Here is an 18629-nt window from a genome sequence, read left to right on the forward strand (position 1 = left end):
CACGGCCAGCGCCCGGACAGCGCCCGCGGCAGCCGCGTGAAGCGGCCGTCGCGCACCTGCAGCACCACCACGGCCAGCGCCAGCACCCAGGCGAGTCCCAGCCAGCGCGCATAGTCCACGCCCACCGCGAACAGCGGCAGCACGCCGAGCGGCACGAGCGCCCACAGATCGAGACGACGCGCGTTGGCGCGGTACACGGCCACGAACGCCGCGGCGATACTCCCGACGGTGGCCATCAGCAGGCCCACCTCGAGCGGCGAGAACAGCCCCTGCCCCAGGCGGCCGGCGACATAGCCCGCCGCGGCATCCGAATCACGCAGCCAGACGAACAGGGCGTTGCGATTGGCCGGCGTCAGATGTTCGGCCAGACTCGCGGCGAGCGCGTCGTGGCCCGGCTCGTAACGACCGAACGCCATGATGACCGCGACCGTCGGCACGCAGGCGACCAACACCGGCGCGCCTCGCGTCAGCGCGCGCCGAAACTGCGCGGCCAGCGCCGCGGCCGACGCGTGGGCCGCCGTGCCGACCGCGGCCAGCACGATCGGCACGCCGTAGAACAGAAACGCTTCGTGCACCAGCAGCGCGAACACACAGACCGCGGCGGCGGCCCAGACCCGCTGGCGGCGAACGAGCCACACGGCGGCCACCGCCAGCAGCAGGTTGAGCTGGTCGTAGCGGGCGAAATCGTAGCCGAAGGCGAGAAAGGTCGCCGGCGAGGCGACAACGAGCGCGGTCAGCCCGCGGGCATCGGCCGGGGCCAGACGCGCCCGGGCCGTGCGCAGCATCCGGGTCATCACCGCGATCAGACCGGCGGCCACGGCAACGCCGAACGCCAGCGCCGCGATGCCGCGCGCGGGGTCGGGCAACGGCGACAGCAGCGTGCCGACCAGGCCACGGCGCACGAAGCCGTGGGCCACGTAGTCGACGTGAAAATGCAGGGCGTTGAACCCGCTGAACAAGCGGGCATCGCCCGCCGCCAGCGCGGCGACGAACTGGACGCCGAACCCGGCGGCGAACAGCAGCGCGGCGATCCGCCCGGGCCGGCGCTCCGCCCGGGCGCCCGCGCGCGCGAGCGCGTCGTTCAGACCGCGCCGCCCAGACTCGTCGGCCGGGCGGTGGTCAGACGCGCCAGATCGCGCACGGCCACGGTCAGGTGGGCGTGACCCGGGCGGTCGATCGCCTGCAGTTCGGCCATGCGCGCGGCGACGTATTCGATCGTGCGGCGGTGGGCCTCGCGCCAGTCGTCCAGCGGCGTCGGCCCCGGCATGTCGAGCACCTGGGCGGCGATCTGCTGGTGGATGCGGTAACTGTCGCCGCGCAGCCCGGCCCGGGCGAGCGCGGCCCAGCGGCCGTCCGCACCGAGGTCGTGGATCGCATCCTGCAGCCAGGCGACGCCGAGCTCGTCGCCGACGGCGTAGTAGATGCTCGCGACCTCGCCCACGTCGCGGCCGCGCCCCTCGGCCAGCGAAACCACGTCGAGCACGCCGCCGCCGGCGTCCGCGCTGGCGATGCGGGCGGCCAGCGCCTCGTCGAGGCCGGCCTCGGTCCAGGCCTCGAAGTCGGCCTGCCAGTGCGCGTGGTAGCTGCCGGCGAGGAATTGCGGCAGATCCGCGAGCAGCCGGCGGGCATCGGCGCCGAAGCGCTCGATCAGCGTGGCCATGTCGCCGTCGATCTCCGGCGTGGCCAGCCACCAGCTCATGACGTGCTTGAGCAGCCCGATGACGATCTTGTGCAGGGCGTACTGCTGTTCCGTGGGCAGACGGTTGTCCAGCGCTTCGATGTCGTGGAACAGGGCTTCGCCGTCCAGCCAGGCGTCGGCCAGCAGATAGGCCCGCACCGCCGCGTCCATGCGGCTGCCGAAACCGGCCGGCAGCCGGTGGGCGGTGGCGATGCCGAGCCGGTCCACCATCTGGTTGGTCACCAGCGTGGTGATCAGCTCGCGCTTGAGCCGATGGCCGGTCACGGCGTCGGGGTGGCGCTCGGCCAGCGCCGCGGGAAAGCCGTCGGCGAGCGTGCGTTCCAGCCACGGGTCGTCCGGCAGATCGCCGGCGACGACCGCCTCGGCCACGGCGATCTTGGCGTAGGAGACCAGCACCGCGAGCTCCGGCCGGGTCAGCCCCTGACGGCTGCGCAGGCGCTCCTCGATCGCCTCGTCGTCGGGCAGCCGCTCGAGGCGCCGGTCGAGCACGCCGTCGCGCTCCAGCGTGCGCATGTAGCTGACCTGCTCGTCGAAGCGGGTGATGCTGTCCGCGGCCATGAGGCTGATCTGCTGGGTCTGCAGATAGTTGGTGCGCAGCACCAGCTCGATCACGTCCGGGGTCATCTCCGCGAGCAGGGCGTTGCGGTCGTCCCGATCGAGCCGGCCGGCGGCCTCGACCGCCCCCAGCGCGATCTTGATGTTGACCTCCAGATCGGAGGAATCCACGCCGCCGGAGTTGTCGATGGCGTCGGTGTTGAGATAGCCGCCGGCCAGGGCGTACTCGATACGCCCGGCCTGGGTCAGGCCGAGGTTGCCGCCCTCGCCCACGACCCGGGCGCGCAGCTCGCGGCCGTCCAGGCGCACGCTGTCGTTGGCGCGGTCGCCGACATCGGCGTGCGACTCGGTGCGCGCCTTGACGTAAGTGCCGATGCCGCCGTTCCAGAGCAGGTCCACCGGCGCCCGCAGGATCTCGCGGATGAGCGCGTTCGGCGTCAGACGGCGTTCGTCTAGGGACAGCGCCGCCCGCGCCTCGGACGAGAGCTCGATGGTCTTGGCGCTGCGCTCGTAGACGCCGCCGCCGGCCGAGATCAGCGCCGGGTCATAGTCGCTCCAGGCCGCACCGGCCGCTTCGAACAGGCGCTTGCGCTCGGCGAAGGTGGCCGCCGGATCGGGATCCGGGTCGATGAAGATGTGGCGGTGGTTGAAGGCCGCGACCAGGCGGATCTGCTCCGAGAGCAGCATGCCGTTGCCGAACACGTCGCCGGCCATGTCGCCGATGCCGACCACCGTGAACGGCTCGCGCTGGATGTCGCGGCCGAGCTCGCGGAAGTGGCGCTTGACGCCCTCCCAGGCGCCGCGTGCGGTGATGCCCATGACCTTGTGGTCGTAGCCGGCGGACCCGCCGGAGGCGAAGGCGTCGTCCAGCCAGAAGCCGTATTCCCGCGACAGGCCGTTGGCGATGTCCGAGAACGTGGCCGTGCCCTTGTCGGCGGCGACCACCAGATAGGGGTCGTCCGCGTCCAGGCGCACCACCCGCGGCGGCGGCTCGACGGCGTCGCCGACCCGATTGTCGGTGATGTCCAGCAGGCCGCGGATGAAGATCTTGTAGCCGGCGATGCCGCGCGCCTGGCGGGCCTCGCGCGTCTCCTCGGCGGGCGTGTCCTTGAGCACGAAGCCGCCCTTGGCGCCGGCCGGCACGATCACCGCGTTCTTGACCATCTGCGCCTTCATCAGGCCCAGCACCTCGGTGCGGAAATCCTCGCGCCGGTCGGACCAGCGCAGCCCGCCACGGGCGACCGGACCGCCGCGCAGGTGCACGCCCTCGACCTCGGGGGCGTAGACGAAGGCCTCGAACATCGGCACCGGGCGCGGCAGTTCCGGCACCCGGTGCGGGTCCAGCTTGATGCTGACATAGGGCTTGGGCCGGCCGTCGGCGTCGCGCTGGAAATAGTTGCTGCGCAGGGTCGCCGTGACGACGCCGTGGAAGGCGCGCAGCACGCGGTCGGCGTCGAGGCTGGCCACGGCGTCGAGCGCGGCGAGAATGTCGTCCTCCGAAACCCGCTCAGCGGCGCCGTCGGGATCGAAGCGCTGCTCGAACAGGGCCACCAGGTCGGCCACCAGTTCGGCGTGGGCGGCCAGCTGCGTCTGCACGTAGACCGGTGAGAACGGCAGCTCGGTCTGCAGCAGATAGCGCGTCACCGTGCGCACCAGCACGACCTGGCGCGGCGCCAGACCGGCGGCGATCACCAGCCGGTTGAGGCCGTCGTTCTCGGCGCGGCCGGCGACGATGTCGGCGAACGCTTCGGCGACGTAGTCCGCGCGCTCGCCGGCGGCCAGGCATTCGGCCTCCGGATGCTCGGCCTCGTATTCGTGGATCCACTGGCGGTCGTGCCCGGGGCGAGCCACGGCATACGGCCGCTGGGTGTGCACGGACAGGCCGAAGTTCTCGAGGATCGGCAGCACCCGCGACAGCGTCATCTCCGGGCCGCCGCCGTAGAGCTTGAGCGCCACGTCGCCGTCCCGCGTGAGCCCCACGAAACGCAGCACCGGCGGCGCCTCGGCGTCGAGCCCGGCCAGCAGGCGCGCGTCGGCGACCGCGGCCTCGGCGTCGAAGCGCTCGCGATAGCCGATGTCGAAGGCCTGGGCGTAGGCGGGCATGAGCGTGCCCGCATCGCGGGCGGCGGCGGCGAAGCGATCGCTCCAGTCGCGGGTGGCGGCGATCAGGTCGGCTTCGAGACTGCGCGCGTCGATGCCGCCGTCGACCGGGCCGTCGGTGGCGATCTGGCAGTGCACGCGCACCACCGCACCGCGCAGGAACTGGGCGTCGGTCTCCTGGGCGCTGCCGTTCAAACGGCGCTCGAGTTCGCGCACGATGCGGTCGCGCAGTTCGACGGTGTAGCGTTCGCGCGGCAGGTAGACGATGCAGGAATGGAAGCGCTCGTAGCGATCGCGGCGCAGAAACAGGCGCAGGCGCTCGGTCTCGCGCATGCCGAGCACGCCGATGACCGTGTCGTAGAGCTCGTCCTCGGAGGACTGGAACAGCTCGTCGCGCGGGAAGGTCTCGAGGATATAGCGCAGGCTCTTGGCCGCGTGCGAACCCGGCCGCAGCGCGGCCCGCGTCATCACATGGCGCACCTTCTGGCGCAGCAGCGGAATATGGCGCGGGCTGGCGGCGTAGGCCTCGCCCGAGAACAGCCCCAGAAAGCGATGCGCGCCGACGACGTTGCCGGTCTCGTCGAAGCGCTTGATCGCGATGACGTCCATGGTCTCCGGGTGGTGGATCCAGGCGCGCGCGTTGGCCTTGGTCACCACCAGCACCCGCCCCGACTGGCTGTACTTGTCCATCATCGCCGCCGGGGCGACATAGCCGTCCGGGTCGATGCCGGGGCGATCCTCGCGCAGCAGGCCGAGACTGCTGTCGGGCACGTCGACCATGCTGTCGGCGTCGCCGCCGGTGGCCACGACCTCGCGGCAGCGGTAGCCGAGAAAGGTGAAGTGATCGTCGGCGACCCACCGCAGAAAGGCCTGGGTCTCGGCGCATTCGTCGGGGTCCACGCCACTCGGTGCGGTGTCCAGATCCGCCATCACGCGCTGAAGCTGGCGACGCATGGGATGCCAGTCGGCCACCACCCGCTCCAGATCGTCGAGGCTGGCGCGGATGCGGGCCTCCAGTGCGGCCACGTCCAGCCCCGCGGGCGCGGCGAATTCGATGCGGATGACGGATTCGTCGTCGGCGTGCTCGTTGGCGCCCGCGTGACTCGGCGGACCCGCCAGCCGGCCGTCGGCGTCGCGGGCGACCCGCACCACCGGATGGATCATCCAGTCGATCTCGGCGCCGGTCTCGCGCACGGCCATGCCGAGGGTGTCGACCAGAAACGGCATGTCGTCGATGACCGTCATCAGCGCGGTGTCGCAGCGGCCGTCGCCGTCGGTCAGCGGCTCCACCGCGATCCGGAACTCGCCGTGCCGCCGCGGCCGGGCCAGCAGTTCGAACTGCTGCCGCGCGGCGGCGAACAGCGCGGCCGGCGAGCGCGCGGCGAGCGTGTCGGCGGCGATACCGTCGAAGCAGATGTCGACGAAGGCGACGAACGCGCCGGCCTCGCCGGCCTCGTCATGCGCCACCGCCCGGGCGTGCAGATCCGCAAGTAGGGTCGCCGTACTGTTCATCGCGCGTCATCCGGTTGTCGGTCCGTCCCGATTAGTACCTTATTTCGCCTGGTTCTGTATCGTCATAGTGCTTCCGCCGCATCATGGCGGCGCATCGGCATGGGCTGCAACGCCGCGCCGGCGCGTCGGGCGGACGCGGCCGCCGGCACGAGCACACGCCTCTCTAGCGCTGCGCCGCACGGTGGCGGCCCGCCGCGCGTCTCGACGCGCTGTGTATCCGGGCCGTCCCGCTTTCGCCGACGACATAAGACCCGACCGGGGCGTGAACATCGGCCGCGGCGTGCGGCGCCGCCCCGCACCCGGCGCGGCGGGCCGGCGCGGGTCAGCGGGTGTCGGGCTGGGTGTCCGGGTCCGCGGCCTGAAAGGCGGCCATGGTCATGCAGGCGCGATAGACGCGGCGGATGGTCGGATAGTCCGACAGATCGACCTGATAACGTTCGGCCAGCGACACCTGGGGCACCAGACAGACGTCCGCCAGGCTCGGCCGCTCGCCGAAGCAGTAGCTGTGCGCGTCGTGCTCGCGGGCGTGGCCGGCGAGAATGGATTCCATCGGCCCGAAGGCCTTGTGGATCCAGTGCTCGAACCATTCGCGGCGCTTGTCGTAGGGCACGTCCATGGCGTCGCGCAGATAGCGCAGCACGCGCAGATTATTCAGCGGGTGCGTGTCCGCGATCGCGATCTGGGCAAAGGAGCGGATGCGCGCGCGCTCGGCGATGTCGCCGTGGATCAGCGGGCGTTCAGGATAGCGCTCCTCGAGATATTCTAGAATGGCCGACGACTGGGATATCACCAGATCGTTCTCGGCCCACAGCGCCGGGATGAGCCCCTGCGGATTCACGTTCAGGTACGACAGGCGATCGCCCCTGGCATGATCCAGATCCGTGAGGATCGACTTGTAGGACACGCCCTTGTAGTTGAGCGCGATGCGCACCCGGTGCGCCGAGACGCTGCGATGGTGAGTGAACAGCTGAAGCATGAGCCGGCGACCGTGTTCGAACGCGATTGACGCCCGATTCTAGCAAACCGACTGCCCTGCCCCACCCATGACCATGGCCCATCACCCCGACAACACGCCGGCCACGCGCAGCGAGATCGAGCGCAACGTGCTGCTGGTGACCTACGTTCTCTACGGTCTGGCGTTCTTCGCCGGCGTGACCGCGATCGCGGGCGTGATCATCAACCACGTCAAGATCGGCGACCGGCGCGACGGCGTGGCCTGGACGCACCACCGCTGGCTGATGCGCACCTTCTGGTTCGGGGTGCTCTGGTCGCTGGTCTGCCTCGTGCTGGCCGGCGTCGGCATCGGCCTGGTCGGCTATGTCGTGCTCTGGATCTGGTTCGTCTACCGCATCGTGCGCGGCGTGCTCGCCTTCGCCGAACACCGGGCCATGCCGGCGCCATGAACGATATCGACCATCCGCGGCCGGCCGCCGGCGCCGGGGGCGCCGGTGTGACCTTGGGCTACCTCACCGCCGCCGCCGTGCTCGCCGCCCTCTGGGTCGGGGTCGGCGTGGTGCTCATACCCGTCATCGCCGTGCTGGCCATCCCCCACGGCCTGGCCACCGGCGGCGCCGATCCGGTGATCGCCGGCCACCACCGCTGGCTGATGCGCCATCACCTGTGGTCCGCCGCCACCCTGCTGCTGGTGCTGATCGCCCCGCTGCTGGCGATCCCGACACTGCTCGACACCACCATGACCGTGCTCAACACGATGGCCTACGCCCCGCACCCGATGGAGACGCTGGCCGCCGCCTGGCCGGAACTGGGCATCGGCACCCTCATGCTGGCCGCCTTCGTCGCCATCGCCGGCTGGCTGATCGTCACCCTCTGGCTGAGCGTCCGCCTGATCCGGCGCTGGCTGCGCTGGATGGATCGAGCCCCGGCGTAGCGCCGGTGGATGCCGGGGCCGCAGGCGGCTCAGCGTCGACGCAAGTCGGCAGCGCCCGGTGCCGTGGCCACGCAGCCGTTGTGTTAATGTCGCCGAAACCCATTTGCCGGACTGTGCCGAACGGTACACCGCGGTGCGATGACCGGCGCGCGGACATCACGCCGCGCACGCGCAGGCCGGGCTCCGGAGGTCGTACTTGGGTGAGCCCACCCCTTCACAGACGCCGCGGTTCGCGAGACTGACCGAGGATTTCGAAGCGACGCTCGAGCGCCTCGAGACGGCGCCCCGTTTCTCCAAGTTCAACCATCAGTCCCAGCTGCTGGCACGCGCGCGGAAGCTGCTGAGCGATCCCGCGGGCATCGCCGCGCTGTACGCTCACGCCGCCCGTTTCGACGCCGCCGGGGTGTTCCTCGGCGGTGACTGGTACGACCCGGCCGATCTCCAGCCGGGCCTGGCCGGCAACACGCTGCGCGCCGGCGGCGCCAACGCCACGCTGGAGTGTCTGAGCGAACTGCGGCTGCTGGCGATCGCCCAGGGCGAATGCCGCAGCGCGTCGATGGATGCCGCCGGTGCGCGCAGTTTCCTCGAGCAGGTGCTGGCCGCGAACCTCGATCTGCTGTTCCCGGTCGCCACGGAGGAAACCCGCGAGGCGGATCCGGCGATCGGCGAGCGCGTGCGCACGCTGTTCGAATTCATTCTCGAGCGCATCGGCGCGGCCACGATCCTCAACGCGCTGGTCATCGAGGTCGAGCGCGTGCTGCTCCAGCGCCCGATCATGATCCAGCGGGCGGAGGCCCTGCTGCGCGCGGCCGACCGGGCCACCGCAGAGCTGCCCGAGGACGACGCCGCGGCCACCCGGGCCCGGTCGTGGATCCACGCGCTGAAGGGGCCGAGCCGTCTGTCGCGGGCGGGCAGCCGCGACGACTATGTCGCCGCGCTCGCCGCGCTGGATACCAACGCGCTGGCCGAGGAGGCCCAGACCTTCGGCGATGCCATGGCGCGCACCGGGCTGGTGTCCGCACAGCACGCCGATCTGCTGTGCCATCTGGTGGACCGGGCGCCGGAGCTGGTCGGTCCGGCGCTCGCCCTCAACGCCGTCGGCAAGGTGAGTCTGGGTGCGCATCAGACGCTGATCTCGGAGCTGATCAAGTTCGCGATCCGGCGCGAGACCGCGCGCTCGATCTACGGTCTGTCGAAGCTGCTGGAACAGGGCATGACCTTCATCCGGCCGGTGCTGCCGGGCCTGCGCCGGCTGATGGTGCTGGCGATCAATCCGGAGGTGGCGGCCACGCTGCGCGAGGCCAGCGAATGGACGGATCCGCCGGACGCCAACGTACTCCTGCTCGCCGGCACGCTGTCGGTGCTCGGCCAGCCGCGCGGCGTGGATCAGGGGCTCAACCCCACATGCCAGTCGGCCCGGGCGATCAGCCTCTGGGCTCAGAATGATGTCGGCTATCTGCTCGAACTGATCGCCTACGCCGCCCGCGAGAACGATCTCGTCCTGCAGTTCGAGGGCCTCAACATCCGCGCCAGCGAGCTGACCTTCGGTCTGGCGACGGAGCTGCATACCGAACTCGATCCGGTCTCGCTGCTGCTGACACCGCACCTCGACCGCATCTACATGGAGATGAGCCGCCACACGATCGGGCGCATCGGCGACGGTCATCGCTGGGTCAACCCCGAGCTGCACGGCTGGTGGGTGCATCGCGGCTTCGGCGAGCTGATCGACACGGCCACCGGCACGGTGACGCGCTGCGACGAGTTCATCCGCGATTTCCATGCCGCCTATCATCCGCTCTACAACGGCGGCCGAGACCTGGTCTACGCCCAGCCCTGCGGCATCGCCACGACCAACCATCAGGGGGCGCTGGTGGGCTGGCACGCGATATCGATCCAGCGCGTGGCCTTCGATCCGGCCGGGGAATGGCGCGTCTACTTCTTCAACCCGAATCGCGACAAGGAGCAGAACTGGGGACAAGGTATCGTCACCTCGACCCACGATCACGGCGAACTGGAAGGCGAGTCCTCACTGCCCTTCGAGCAGTTCCTGGCGCGCGTCTATGTCTTTCACTACAAGACACGCGAGACCGGCGACCCGTCGCGGATACCCGCGGACGCCGTGGCGCGCGTGCGCCGGCGGATCGCCGAAAGCTGGGCCGCGGACATGCCCTGGGACGACGACGCGGCCGTTGCCGAGTAGCGTCGGGCCCTCTGTCGGCCGCGGCCGCCGCACGACGAAAAAACCCTGCACCGGACGACCTCCGGTGCAGGGTTGCCTACGCGCCGATCGCGATCAGACGTAGAAGTCCAGCTCCTCGTTGCGCTTGAGCCAGTCGCGCATGCGGTGAGCGTTGTCGCCGAAATAGAAGATGAGACCCCAGTGGGTGCCGAAGGCGTTGCGCTTGGTCACCGTCTCCTGCAGGGGTTCCGTCAACTCGTGGAAGTCGAAGTACTCGTGCTCCTCGACCTCTTCGGGAATCGCGAGCTTGCTGACCACGCGCTTGCGCGGATAGACGCCGAAGCAGCCGGCATAGCCCTTCGCCCCCGTAACCGGCTCGGGGAAGAAGTTGCGCACCTCGTCCTCGGTGGTCTTGGGATCGAACACCAACATCGAGGCCTGATAGGCGTTGAAGCCGTAGGCACGCTCGATCAGCTCGAAGGCCTTGAAGCCCGGCGGCCGGTAGGCGACCTCGCCGAAGTACATGGTGCCGTCGGAGGTCACGAAGTACTCGGGATGGATCTGGCCGAACTTGATGTCGAAGGCCTCGATCAGCAGTTCGATCTGCTTGGTGATGAGCGCGCGCCAGGATTCCAGCTCCGGCGTCGCCGGCACGAAGACCGAATAGCCGAGCGTGACGTACTCGGAGATGTTGAGGAACTGGATCTCGCCGTTCCAGATCCAGGCCTCGACCGCGAACTCCCAGCCATCGAGATGGCTTTCCATGAGAAGCGGATACTCGGCCTCCGGGATCTGCTCGATCTCCTCGGCGGTCCGGATCATCCGATGACCGAGACAACCCGCCTTGTCGAAGGCCTTGAGGTGGATCGGATCGTCGACGTCGCCGTCGAGCTTGAGCAGCGTCTGGTTGACGCGCTTGAAGAAACGATAGACGTCGTCCTTCTCGTGGGCCTCCTCGAAGATGCCCACGCGAATGCCGCCGAGCTGGGCGCGGCGCTTCATCAGCGCCTTGTCGCGGAACAGCACGGCCTGGCCGTGCAGGCGCGGGTTGCCCATGAGCACGGCGTTGATCGCGCCGGCCCATTCGACGACCTCCTCGAACAGCGGCACGGCGGCGTCGACGCCTTCGTCGCGCAGTTTTTCGGCGATCTCCAGCGAACGGTCGTTCAGCCGCTCGAAGTTCCACGCCATGTAGGGGATATCGTGCTGCTTGCAGTAGTCCTCGGCCCACTCGGGCGCGACGACGATGTAACGGCGATCGAAACGCTCGGCGGCCTCGATGGCGCCGAGAGACCAGCCCAGCAGGGCGATATAGCCCTTGTCCGGATCCTTCTCGCTCATGGCTTTCCGTTGGTCAATGGAGTTCTTGCTGACCGTAGCACACTCTCATTCGCACCGACGGCGGCCGCGCCAAAACGCATGAAAAGCGCGCTGAAAAAGAAGAGTAAACTAAAAAAATGCGGCGATCGTGACGGAACCCCTCGTGTGAACATCATCATATGAATCAGTCCGCGAGTGCCGCGGCGCGTCAGGTCGCGGGCCACAGTCGCGCCGCCCCGCGCACGCCCGAGGCGGCACCGTGTTGCGCCGGACACAGCGGCGTACCCACCTGATCGGCGAAGACGTGCTGCGCCCAGACCTTGGGCACCTCGCTGTACAGCCAGCGGATCTGCGACAGGCCGCCACCGATGACGATCACATCCGGGTCCAGCAGATTGATGACCATGGCCAGCGCCCGCGCGACGCGCTCGAGCCAGGCCTTGAGCGTGGCGCCCGCCAGGCGCTCGCCGGCCTCGGCCCGTTCGACGATCTCGCGCGCGCTGAGCTCGTTGCCGCCGCGGCGCATGTGATCGGCCGTCATCGCGGGGCCCGACAGCCAGGTCTCCAGACAGCTGTCCATGCCGCACCAGCAGCGCGGCGCGCTGCGGACCTCCGCGGCGCGCGCCCAGGGCAGCGGGATGTGCCCCCACTCACCCGCCACGCCGTTGCAGCCGGTCAGCAGGCGGCCGTCGATGACCACGCCACCGCCGACGCCGGTGCCCATGATCACGCCGAAGACGCTCGCGTATCCGGCGCCGGCGCCGTCGAGAGCCTCGGACAGCGCCAGACAGTCGGCGTCGTTGGCGATGCGCAGCTCGCGCCCGATCGCGCTCTGCAGATCGACCGCCAGCGGACGGCCGTTCAGACACTGGGAATTGGCGTTGCGCAGCAGTCCGGAGCGCGGGTCGACGCTGCCCGGCGTGCCGATGCCGACCGGCAGACCCGTGACCGCGACATCCTGTTCCAGCGCCTGCACCAGCTCGACCACCGCGGTCACGGTGGCAGCGTAATCGCCCTGCGGCGTCTCGACGCGTCGCTGGCTGCACACCTGGTCGGCGGCGTCGATCACCGTGCCCTCGATCTTGGTGCCGCCCAGATCGATGCCGAGCCGCAGTCCCGACGTGGCGCTCATCGACCGCACCCGGCCGATACGACGCGGGCCGGCTTCCTCCGGGCCACGCCGGGGGCGACTCGATCGATCGTGGACAATGTCTTCATGCGCCGTCCCGGCCGTGCCAATGCGTTCGTCATGTTAGCGCGAGCCGTCCCTGCGGGCACAGCCAAAGTCGGCGCAAGACCCGCCGCGCGAGCCGTCGAAGCCGGGGCGTCCACTGATTCGACACTCCGACCCGCGGCCAACGCGCGTCGATTCAAAGGCGCCGATCGCTCGGTCGGCACAGCGCCGAGCCCCACCGCCCGTCGCACGGTGGATACGGCTCTCCACCGCGCCGGCTGCCCCCCACGTTAGGCCCGCGTGCCCACCGGCACCACCTGGAGAGCGCCTCGACGCCGGCTCTGCGGCGCTTCATCGGCGTCGAGCGGTCGACGCCCGGCTGCCGGCATTCGTGGCAACCGGCCGCTGATACCAAAACTGAACCCCGGAGCCGTCGATGTCACGGAATCTTCTTATAACGCGACCTCCAGCGCCAGGCTGCTGAGCCGAAAGTGGTTTTACTTGGGCCGTGCCCCGGCTCGGCGTGGCCGCGCCGCGGCCGTAGCGTGGTCGCAACATGGGCTCGCCACGCTGCCCCAACCAACGGAAAAATCAGGGAGACAGCCGTGACCTCATTCGGACGAGCCGGACTCGTCGCGCTCACGCTGGGCGCGTTCACGCCCGTCGTGCACGCCGCGCCGGGTCTATTCTTCAGCGAGTACGTCGAAGGCAGCAGCTACAACAAGTCGCTCGAAATCTATAACCCGACCGATGCCGCGGTCGACCTGGACGGCTACGCGATCGCGGTGTATTTCAACGGCTCGGCCGACGCCGGCGCCACGATCGCGCTCGACGGCACGATCGAGGCCGGCGAGACCTTCGTGTTCGCCGACCAGCGTGCCGACGCCGTCGTGCTGGCCGCGGCCGACCAGACCTACGACGGCTCGTTGTACAACGGCGACGATGCGATCGCACTGCTCGACGACGGTGCGCCGGTCGACGTCATCGGCCGCATCGGCGTCGACCCCGGCTCGGCCTGGGGCTCGGGCAGCGTCTCGACGCGCGACCACACGCTGCGCCGCGATACGTCGGTCGCGAGCGGCCGCGCCGACGGCGACACGCCCTTCGACCCCGCCAATGAATGGAGCGGCTACCCCGCCGACACCTTCGCCAATCTCGGCACGTTCGGCGAGTCAGAGCCGCCGAGCACCGTCGCCTTCGGCAGCTGCGGCGACGACGCCACCGCCATCCACGCCATCCAGGGCCCGGGGGCCGATTCGCCGCTGGTCGACGAGATGCACGTCGTGGAAGCGATCGTGACCGCCGTCTACGGCGGTTCGAACGGTCTCGAGGGCTTTTTCGTGCAGGCCGCCGACGGCGCCCACGACAGCGACCCGCGCACCTCCGAGGGCCTGTTCGTCTACACCGGCGACGCCGACGACATCGCGGCCGCGGATTTCGCCACCAGCCAGCGGGTGCGTCTGCGCGGCGAGGTCACGGAGTTCAACGGCCTCACCGAACTGCGGCGTACGGACCGGGCCGCGGTGTGTGGCAGCGGATACGCCATGTCGCCATCCCTGCTGACCCTGCCCTTCGCCAGCCCGGACGCGCCGGAAGCGCTCGAGGGCATGCGCGTGACGCTGCGCCAGCGTCTGACCGTATCCGGCAATTACACGCTCGGGCGTTTCGGCGAGGTCGTGCTCTCGGCCGGCGGTCGCCTGCAGACGCCGACCAACGTGGTCCCGCCCGGCGAACCGGCTCGCGCGCTGGCCGAGCTCAATGCGCGCAATCGGCTGGTGCTCGACGACGGCCTGTCCACGGAGAACCCGGATCCGGTCATCTACCCGGCGCCCGCGCTGTCGGCGTTCAACACGCTGCGCCTCGGCGACGCGGTCACCGGCATCGAAGGCGTGCTGAGCTACGGCTTCGGCGACTGGCGCGTGCAGCCCACGGCGACCCCGGTCTTCGACCCGGTCAATCCGCGGCCGACACCCGCGGTCCTGCCCCAGGGCGGCAACCTGCGGGTGGCCAGCGCCAACGTCCTGAACTTCTTCAACGGCAACGGCCAAGGCGGCGGCTTTCCGACCGCGCGCGGCGCCGACAGCCCGGAGGAGCTGGCACGACAGCGGGCCAAGCTGGTGGCGGCCATCACCGCGCTCGACGCCGATATCGTGGGCCTGATGGAAATCGAGAACGACGGCTACGGCCCCGACAGCGCGATTCAGGAACTCGTCGGCAGCCTGAACGCGGCCGGCGACAGCGACGCCAGTTATGCCGTCGTCGACCCGGGCAGCCCGCGACTCGGCACCGACGCCATCGCGGTGGGCCTGATCTACGACAGCCAGCGGGTCCGCCCGGTCGGTGAGCCGGCGACCCTGACCACCACGCCCTATGTGATCGGCAACCGCCAGCCGATCGCGCAGACCTTCGCCGCGCCCAACGGCGCCCGGGTGACCGTCGCGGTCAACCACTTCAAGTCCAAGGGCAGCTGCCCCGGCGGCGACGATCCGAACGCCGACCAGGGCGACGGCCAGAGCTGCTGGAACGTCCTGCGGACGCAGGCCGCCGAGGACCAGATCGACTGGCTCGCCGACGACCCCACCGACGGCGACACCGATCAGGTACTGGTCATCGGCGATCTCAACGCCTACGCCCAGGAGGATCCGGTCACCACGTTCGAGCGGGCGGACTACCGCACGCTGCTCGAGCGCGGCGACGACACGCCCGCCACGACGTATGTCTTCGACGCCCAGAGCGGTGCGCTCGACCACGCGCTGGCCAACGGCGCGCTGCAGGATCGGGTCCTGGCCGCGGTGCCCTTCCATATCAACGCGGACGAGCCGCCGGCTCTGGACTACAACATCGAGTACAAGTCGCCGGCCCAGATCGGCAGCTTCTACAACCCCGGCCCGTATCGGGCCTCCGATCACGACCCGGTCGTGATCCAGCTCGACCTCGCTGCGCCGCAATGAACGCGGCGACCCATACGACCCCGCTCACAGACTCATCGACCCAGGGAGTACAGACCATGAAACGCTTTCTTTCCACCGCCGCCCTGACAGGCGCCCTGCTATTCGCCTCCGCGGGCGCCCAGGCCGGGATGATTCACTTCTCCGGTGCCGTGACCGGCTTTGCCGACCTCGGCGGCAACCCGGTGGCGAACCCCGTCTCTTCGTTCGCGGTGGGCGACGCCTTCAGCGGCGTACTGGATGTCGCCGACGAGGCGCTGGCGCCCGGCGCGGCCTTCGGCAACGCCGACATCCGCGACTACCGGTTCAGCGTCGGCGATACCGCGCTGACCAACGACCGCACCTCCATCGCCGGCACGCTCGGCCCGAACGGCCTCGGCCTCGACGACTTCCTGGCCTTCACCGGCATCTCGGCCCTCGGACCCGCGTGCAGCTTCTGCAGCGCCGAGATCACCGAGGACGGCTTCACCATCGACCACTTCACCGCCGGCGGGCGCATCCTCGGCGACCTGACGGCCACCGTCGAGCGCAGCGCCACCGACGTCCCCGCGCCCGGCGGCCTGCTCGGTTTCATGGGCCTGGCCATGATCGGGACGCTCGCGCTCGTGCGCCGGCGCGATATCGACGGCTGATCGAAGGACCGGCCGCACGGGCCCGCGTCGTCAGGCGCGGGCCTTTTTCGTTCATGCCGATCAAAGTGGCGGGATGCCGGCGAGAACTCGCCCGGCGGGCCGTTGGCATCGCGCCTATCCGGCCGCCGCTACTACCCTCGCGTCGGGGCCGTGCGCTCGAACCACGGTCCGTTCCGGCCTAGCCGTTGACCACGCGGCGCCTGTTCCTCGACCGCTTGATCGCGTACATCGCCTCGTCGGCGCGGGCGAGCACTGTTTCGCAGTCGCGCTCCCCCGGCGAGGAATTGACCGCACCGATGCTCGGGCCGGCATAGTCCAGTCGGGCCACACCGAGGTCGAATTCGCCGGACGTCACCTCGGACAGGCGTTCCCGCATCGCCCTGCGGCCCGCATCCGGCGCATCGGAGGAACAGGGCCCGAAGACCACGAATTCGTCGCCGCCGATGCGGGCCACGAAGTCGCCGCCGCGCAGCGCGTTCTGCAGCTTCTCGGCGATCGCGATCAGAAACCGGTCGCCCGCATCGTGGCCGTAGGTGTCGTTGATCTGCTTGAAGCCGTCGAGATCGATGAACGCCAGATGGAGGACCTCGCCGCGACGTTCGGCGTTGGCCAGCGCCCGGGTCAATTCGCTGACCATCGCCCGCCGGTTCGGTATCAGGGTGAGCGGATCGGTCAACGCGAACGTCCGGTAGGAGTCGTGCTCGCGCCTGAGCGTCTCGAGCAACTGCTCGCGTTCGATATGACGCCCGATGAGCTTGGCGAACACCCGCATCAGCCGACGCGCGTCTGCCGATTCCGGCACCCGCACCGTGCTCGCGCCGCACAGCGTGCCGTAGACGCGATCATCGCCGATCGTCACCGGTTCGTTGACGTAAGTCACCAGACCGAGCTCGCCCGCCGCGGCCGAATCGCCCCAGCGCGTCGGCACGTCCGTGGCCCAGGTCACGTCATCCTCGAACGCGCGCTTGCAGAGCGTGTCGCCCCAGGGCACCGTCAAGCCTTCGGCGACCGTCAGATCGCCGCTGTTGCGCGCGAACAGGATCTCCTGGATGCCGCGATCCGTATCGATTCGCGTCATATAGGTCGATTCGAGCCCGCTCACGCGTTCCAGAATCGACAGAAACGGGCGCACGAGCGCCTCCAGATCGTCACTCTCGACCGCCGTCGCGAGCTGCTCGAGCACCTCGTCCATCATCTTGTCCCCCGGTTATATCGGCACTTAACCGATTGCCGACGGCGGGCACATCCCCATGGCCCGCACGCCATCGCGGCGCTGTCCGATGGATCGAACAGCCCGCCGTGCTCTCGCGGAAACACTATCAATCCCCGTGGCGCGGCGTGAACGTCATCGGGATTACCTTGCATCGCCGGCCGGCCGATGCCGCAAGCATTGCGGCGTGGCACAGGCTACGGCCGGGAACCACGCATCGCCGACGCTCGACCGGAAGCGGCAACGCGGGTCAGCCCGAGTGTCACGAGGCTCGCGCTATCGCCGGACCGATGCGGTGCGGTCCCAGATCGGCGGATCGCCCACCGCTTCCAGCACGTGATCCACAAACGCCTGGACCTTGCGCGGACCGAGACGCGGGGCGGCGTAGAGGATGTGCACCGAGCGCGCTTCCGGGGCCACCTCCCACTGCCAGCCGCCCAGAAGCGAAACCAGGCTGCCGCTCTGGAGTTCGCGATCGATGAGCCACGTCGGAAACAGGACGATGCCCTGCCCCAGCACCGCGGCGTGCCGCAGGCTGGGCGCATCGTCGCTGTACAGCGAGCCCTCCACATCCAGGCGCTGGAATGCCTCCGCGCCGTGCGCGCGCCAGTACCAGTGCTGGCGACCGTACTCGCCCTGGTAGCGCAGGCAATCGTGTCCGCGCAGCGCCTGCGGCGTATCGGGCCACCCGCGACGGCGCAGATAGTCGGGGGCGGCAGCGACCACATAGCGCATGGGCGCCAGGGTGCGGGCCACCAGGTTCGACGCCGTCAGCGGGCCGACGCGGAAGGTCACGTCGCTCGCGCTGTACACCGGATCGACGATGTGGTCTGTCAGCCGCAGTTCGGTCCTGATGTTCGGGTATCGCCGTGAAAAGGCCCGAACGAGCGGCACGACCTGGCGCTCGCCAAAGGCGACCGGGGCATTGATGACCAGCATGCCCGTGGGTTCGTCATGCGCGGCCCGCACCGCATCCGTCGCCTGATCGAGGTCCGCGAGCAGCGGGCGGATCGCCTCGATATACCGCGCGCCCGCTTCAGTGAGCGCTACGGCCCGCGTGTGCCGGTGAAACAGCGTCTGGCCCAGACTGCGCTCGAGTGCCGCAATCTGTCGCGACACCGAGGATACCGCCCGATGGCTGCGATGCGCGGCGGCGGTGAAACCGCCCGTATCCACGACCAGACGGAACGTCCGCAACGCGTTGAGATCCAGATTGCTTTTCATGCAACAAATAATTGCAAAATTTGCGCTTGTTGCAAGAGTCGATCGGCGGACAATCGATATCCATCCACTCCAACCGGCGGTTTCCGCCCGGATCGATCTCATGCAGAAAGGCAATGCCCTAGCCCGGATATTGCACCAAACAGAACGGCGAAGCCGGTATAATCTCTTTAGTAACAACCAATTACTTA

12 protein-coding genes are annotated in these 18629 nt (G+C 69.4%); 5 read left to right on the forward strand and 7 right to left on the reverse strand.

The window, feature by feature from the left end; all coding sequences use genetic code 11:
* The 3 genes from SAHL_RS13175 to maiA form a co-directional block, all read right to left on the reverse strand.
* A partial coding sequence (locus SAHL_RS13175; protein WP_148045570.1) for a hypothetical protein occupies window positions 1-959 on the reverse strand: 959 nt, incomplete at its 3' end.
* Between the two features lie 122 nt (window positions 960-1081).
* Entirely contained in the window at window positions 1082-5866 is a 4785-nt protein-coding gene (locus SAHL_RS13180; protein ID WP_123591882.1) for an NAD-glutamate dehydrogenase, read from the reverse strand.
* Between the two features lie 322 nt (window positions 5867-6188).
* Window positions 6189-6842 (reverse strand): maleylacetoacetate isomerase, encoded by a 654-nt coding sequence (gene maiA, locus SAHL_RS13185; RefSeq protein ID WP_123591883.1) that lies wholly within the window; start codon window positions 6840-6842, stop codon window positions 6189-6191.
* A 73-nt stretch (window positions 6843-6915) separates the two neighbouring features.
* Here maiA and SAHL_RS13190 point away from each other — a divergent pair, with 73 nt between their 5' ends.
* From SAHL_RS13190 to SAHL_RS13200, 3 genes are all read left to right on the forward strand, one after another.
* Entirely contained in the window at window positions 6916-7269 is a 354-nt protein-coding gene (locus SAHL_RS13190) for a DUF4870 family protein (RefSeq protein WP_148077388.1), read from the forward strand.
* Window positions 7266-7754 carry a hypothetical protein gene (locus SAHL_RS13195; RefSeq protein ID WP_123591885.1) on the forward strand — a complete coding sequence of 163 codons (489 nt, stop codon included), beginning with the start codon at window positions 7266-7268 and terminating at the stop codon, window positions 7752-7754. Before SAHL_RS13190 ends, SAHL_RS13195 begins: the two co-directional genes overlap by 4 nt.
* A gap of 196 nt (window positions 7755-7950) precedes the next feature.
* Window positions 7951-9954, forward strand: a complete 2004-nt coding sequence (locus tag SAHL_RS13200) for a hypothetical protein (RefSeq protein WP_123591886.1) — start codon at window positions 7951-7953, stop codon at window positions 9952-9954.
* Window positions 9955-10047: 93 nt separating this feature from the next.
* On the opposite strand, the gene SAHL_RS13205 is transcribed toward SAHL_RS13200, so the two are convergent.
* Window positions 10048-11274: an ATP-grasp domain-containing protein gene (locus SAHL_RS13205; RefSeq protein WP_123591887.1), complete on the reverse strand. Its 1227-nt coding sequence runs from the start codon at window positions 11272-11274 to the stop codon at window positions 10048-10050.
* Between the two features lie 187 nt (window positions 11275-11461).
* Window positions 11462-12385, reverse strand: coding sequence for an ROK family protein (locus SAHL_RS13210; RefSeq protein WP_123591888.1), 924 nt, complete (start codon window positions 12383-12385; stop codon window positions 11462-11464).
* Window positions 12386-13032: 647 nt separating this feature from the next.
* Between SAHL_RS13210 and SAHL_RS13215 the strand changes: the two genes are divergently transcribed.
* Window positions 13033-15378, forward strand: a complete 2346-nt coding sequence (locus tag SAHL_RS13215; RefSeq protein ID WP_123591889.1) for an ExeM/NucH family extracellular endonuclease — start codon at window positions 13033-13035, stop codon at window positions 15376-15378.
* Window positions 15379-15434: 56 nt separating this feature from the next.
* A complete protein-coding gene (locus tag SAHL_RS13220; protein ID WP_123591890.1) occupies window positions 15435-16007 on the forward strand; it encodes a hypothetical protein in 573 nt (190 codons plus the stop codon).
* A 178-nt stretch (window positions 16008-16185) separates the two neighbouring features.
* Here SAHL_RS13220 and SAHL_RS13225 read toward each other — a convergent pair whose 3' ends face one another.
* Entirely contained in the window at window positions 16186-17202 is a 1017-nt protein-coding gene (locus tag SAHL_RS13225; protein WP_221177959.1) for a GGDEF domain-containing protein, read from the reverse strand.
* 291 nt (window positions 17203-17493) lie between these two features.
* Window positions 17494-18441 carry a LysR family transcriptional regulator gene (locus tag SAHL_RS13230; RefSeq protein ID WP_221177960.1) on the reverse strand — a complete coding sequence of 316 codons (948 nt, stop codon included), beginning with the start codon at window positions 18439-18441 and terminating at the stop codon, window positions 17494-17496.
* Window positions 18442-18629 lie beyond the last annotated feature (188 nt).

The organism is Salinisphaera orenii subsp. halophila YIM 95161, from assembly GCF_003732545.1.
GTDB lineage: Bacteria > Pseudomonadota > Gammaproteobacteria > Nevskiales > Salinisphaeraceae > Salinisphaera > Salinisphaera orenii_A.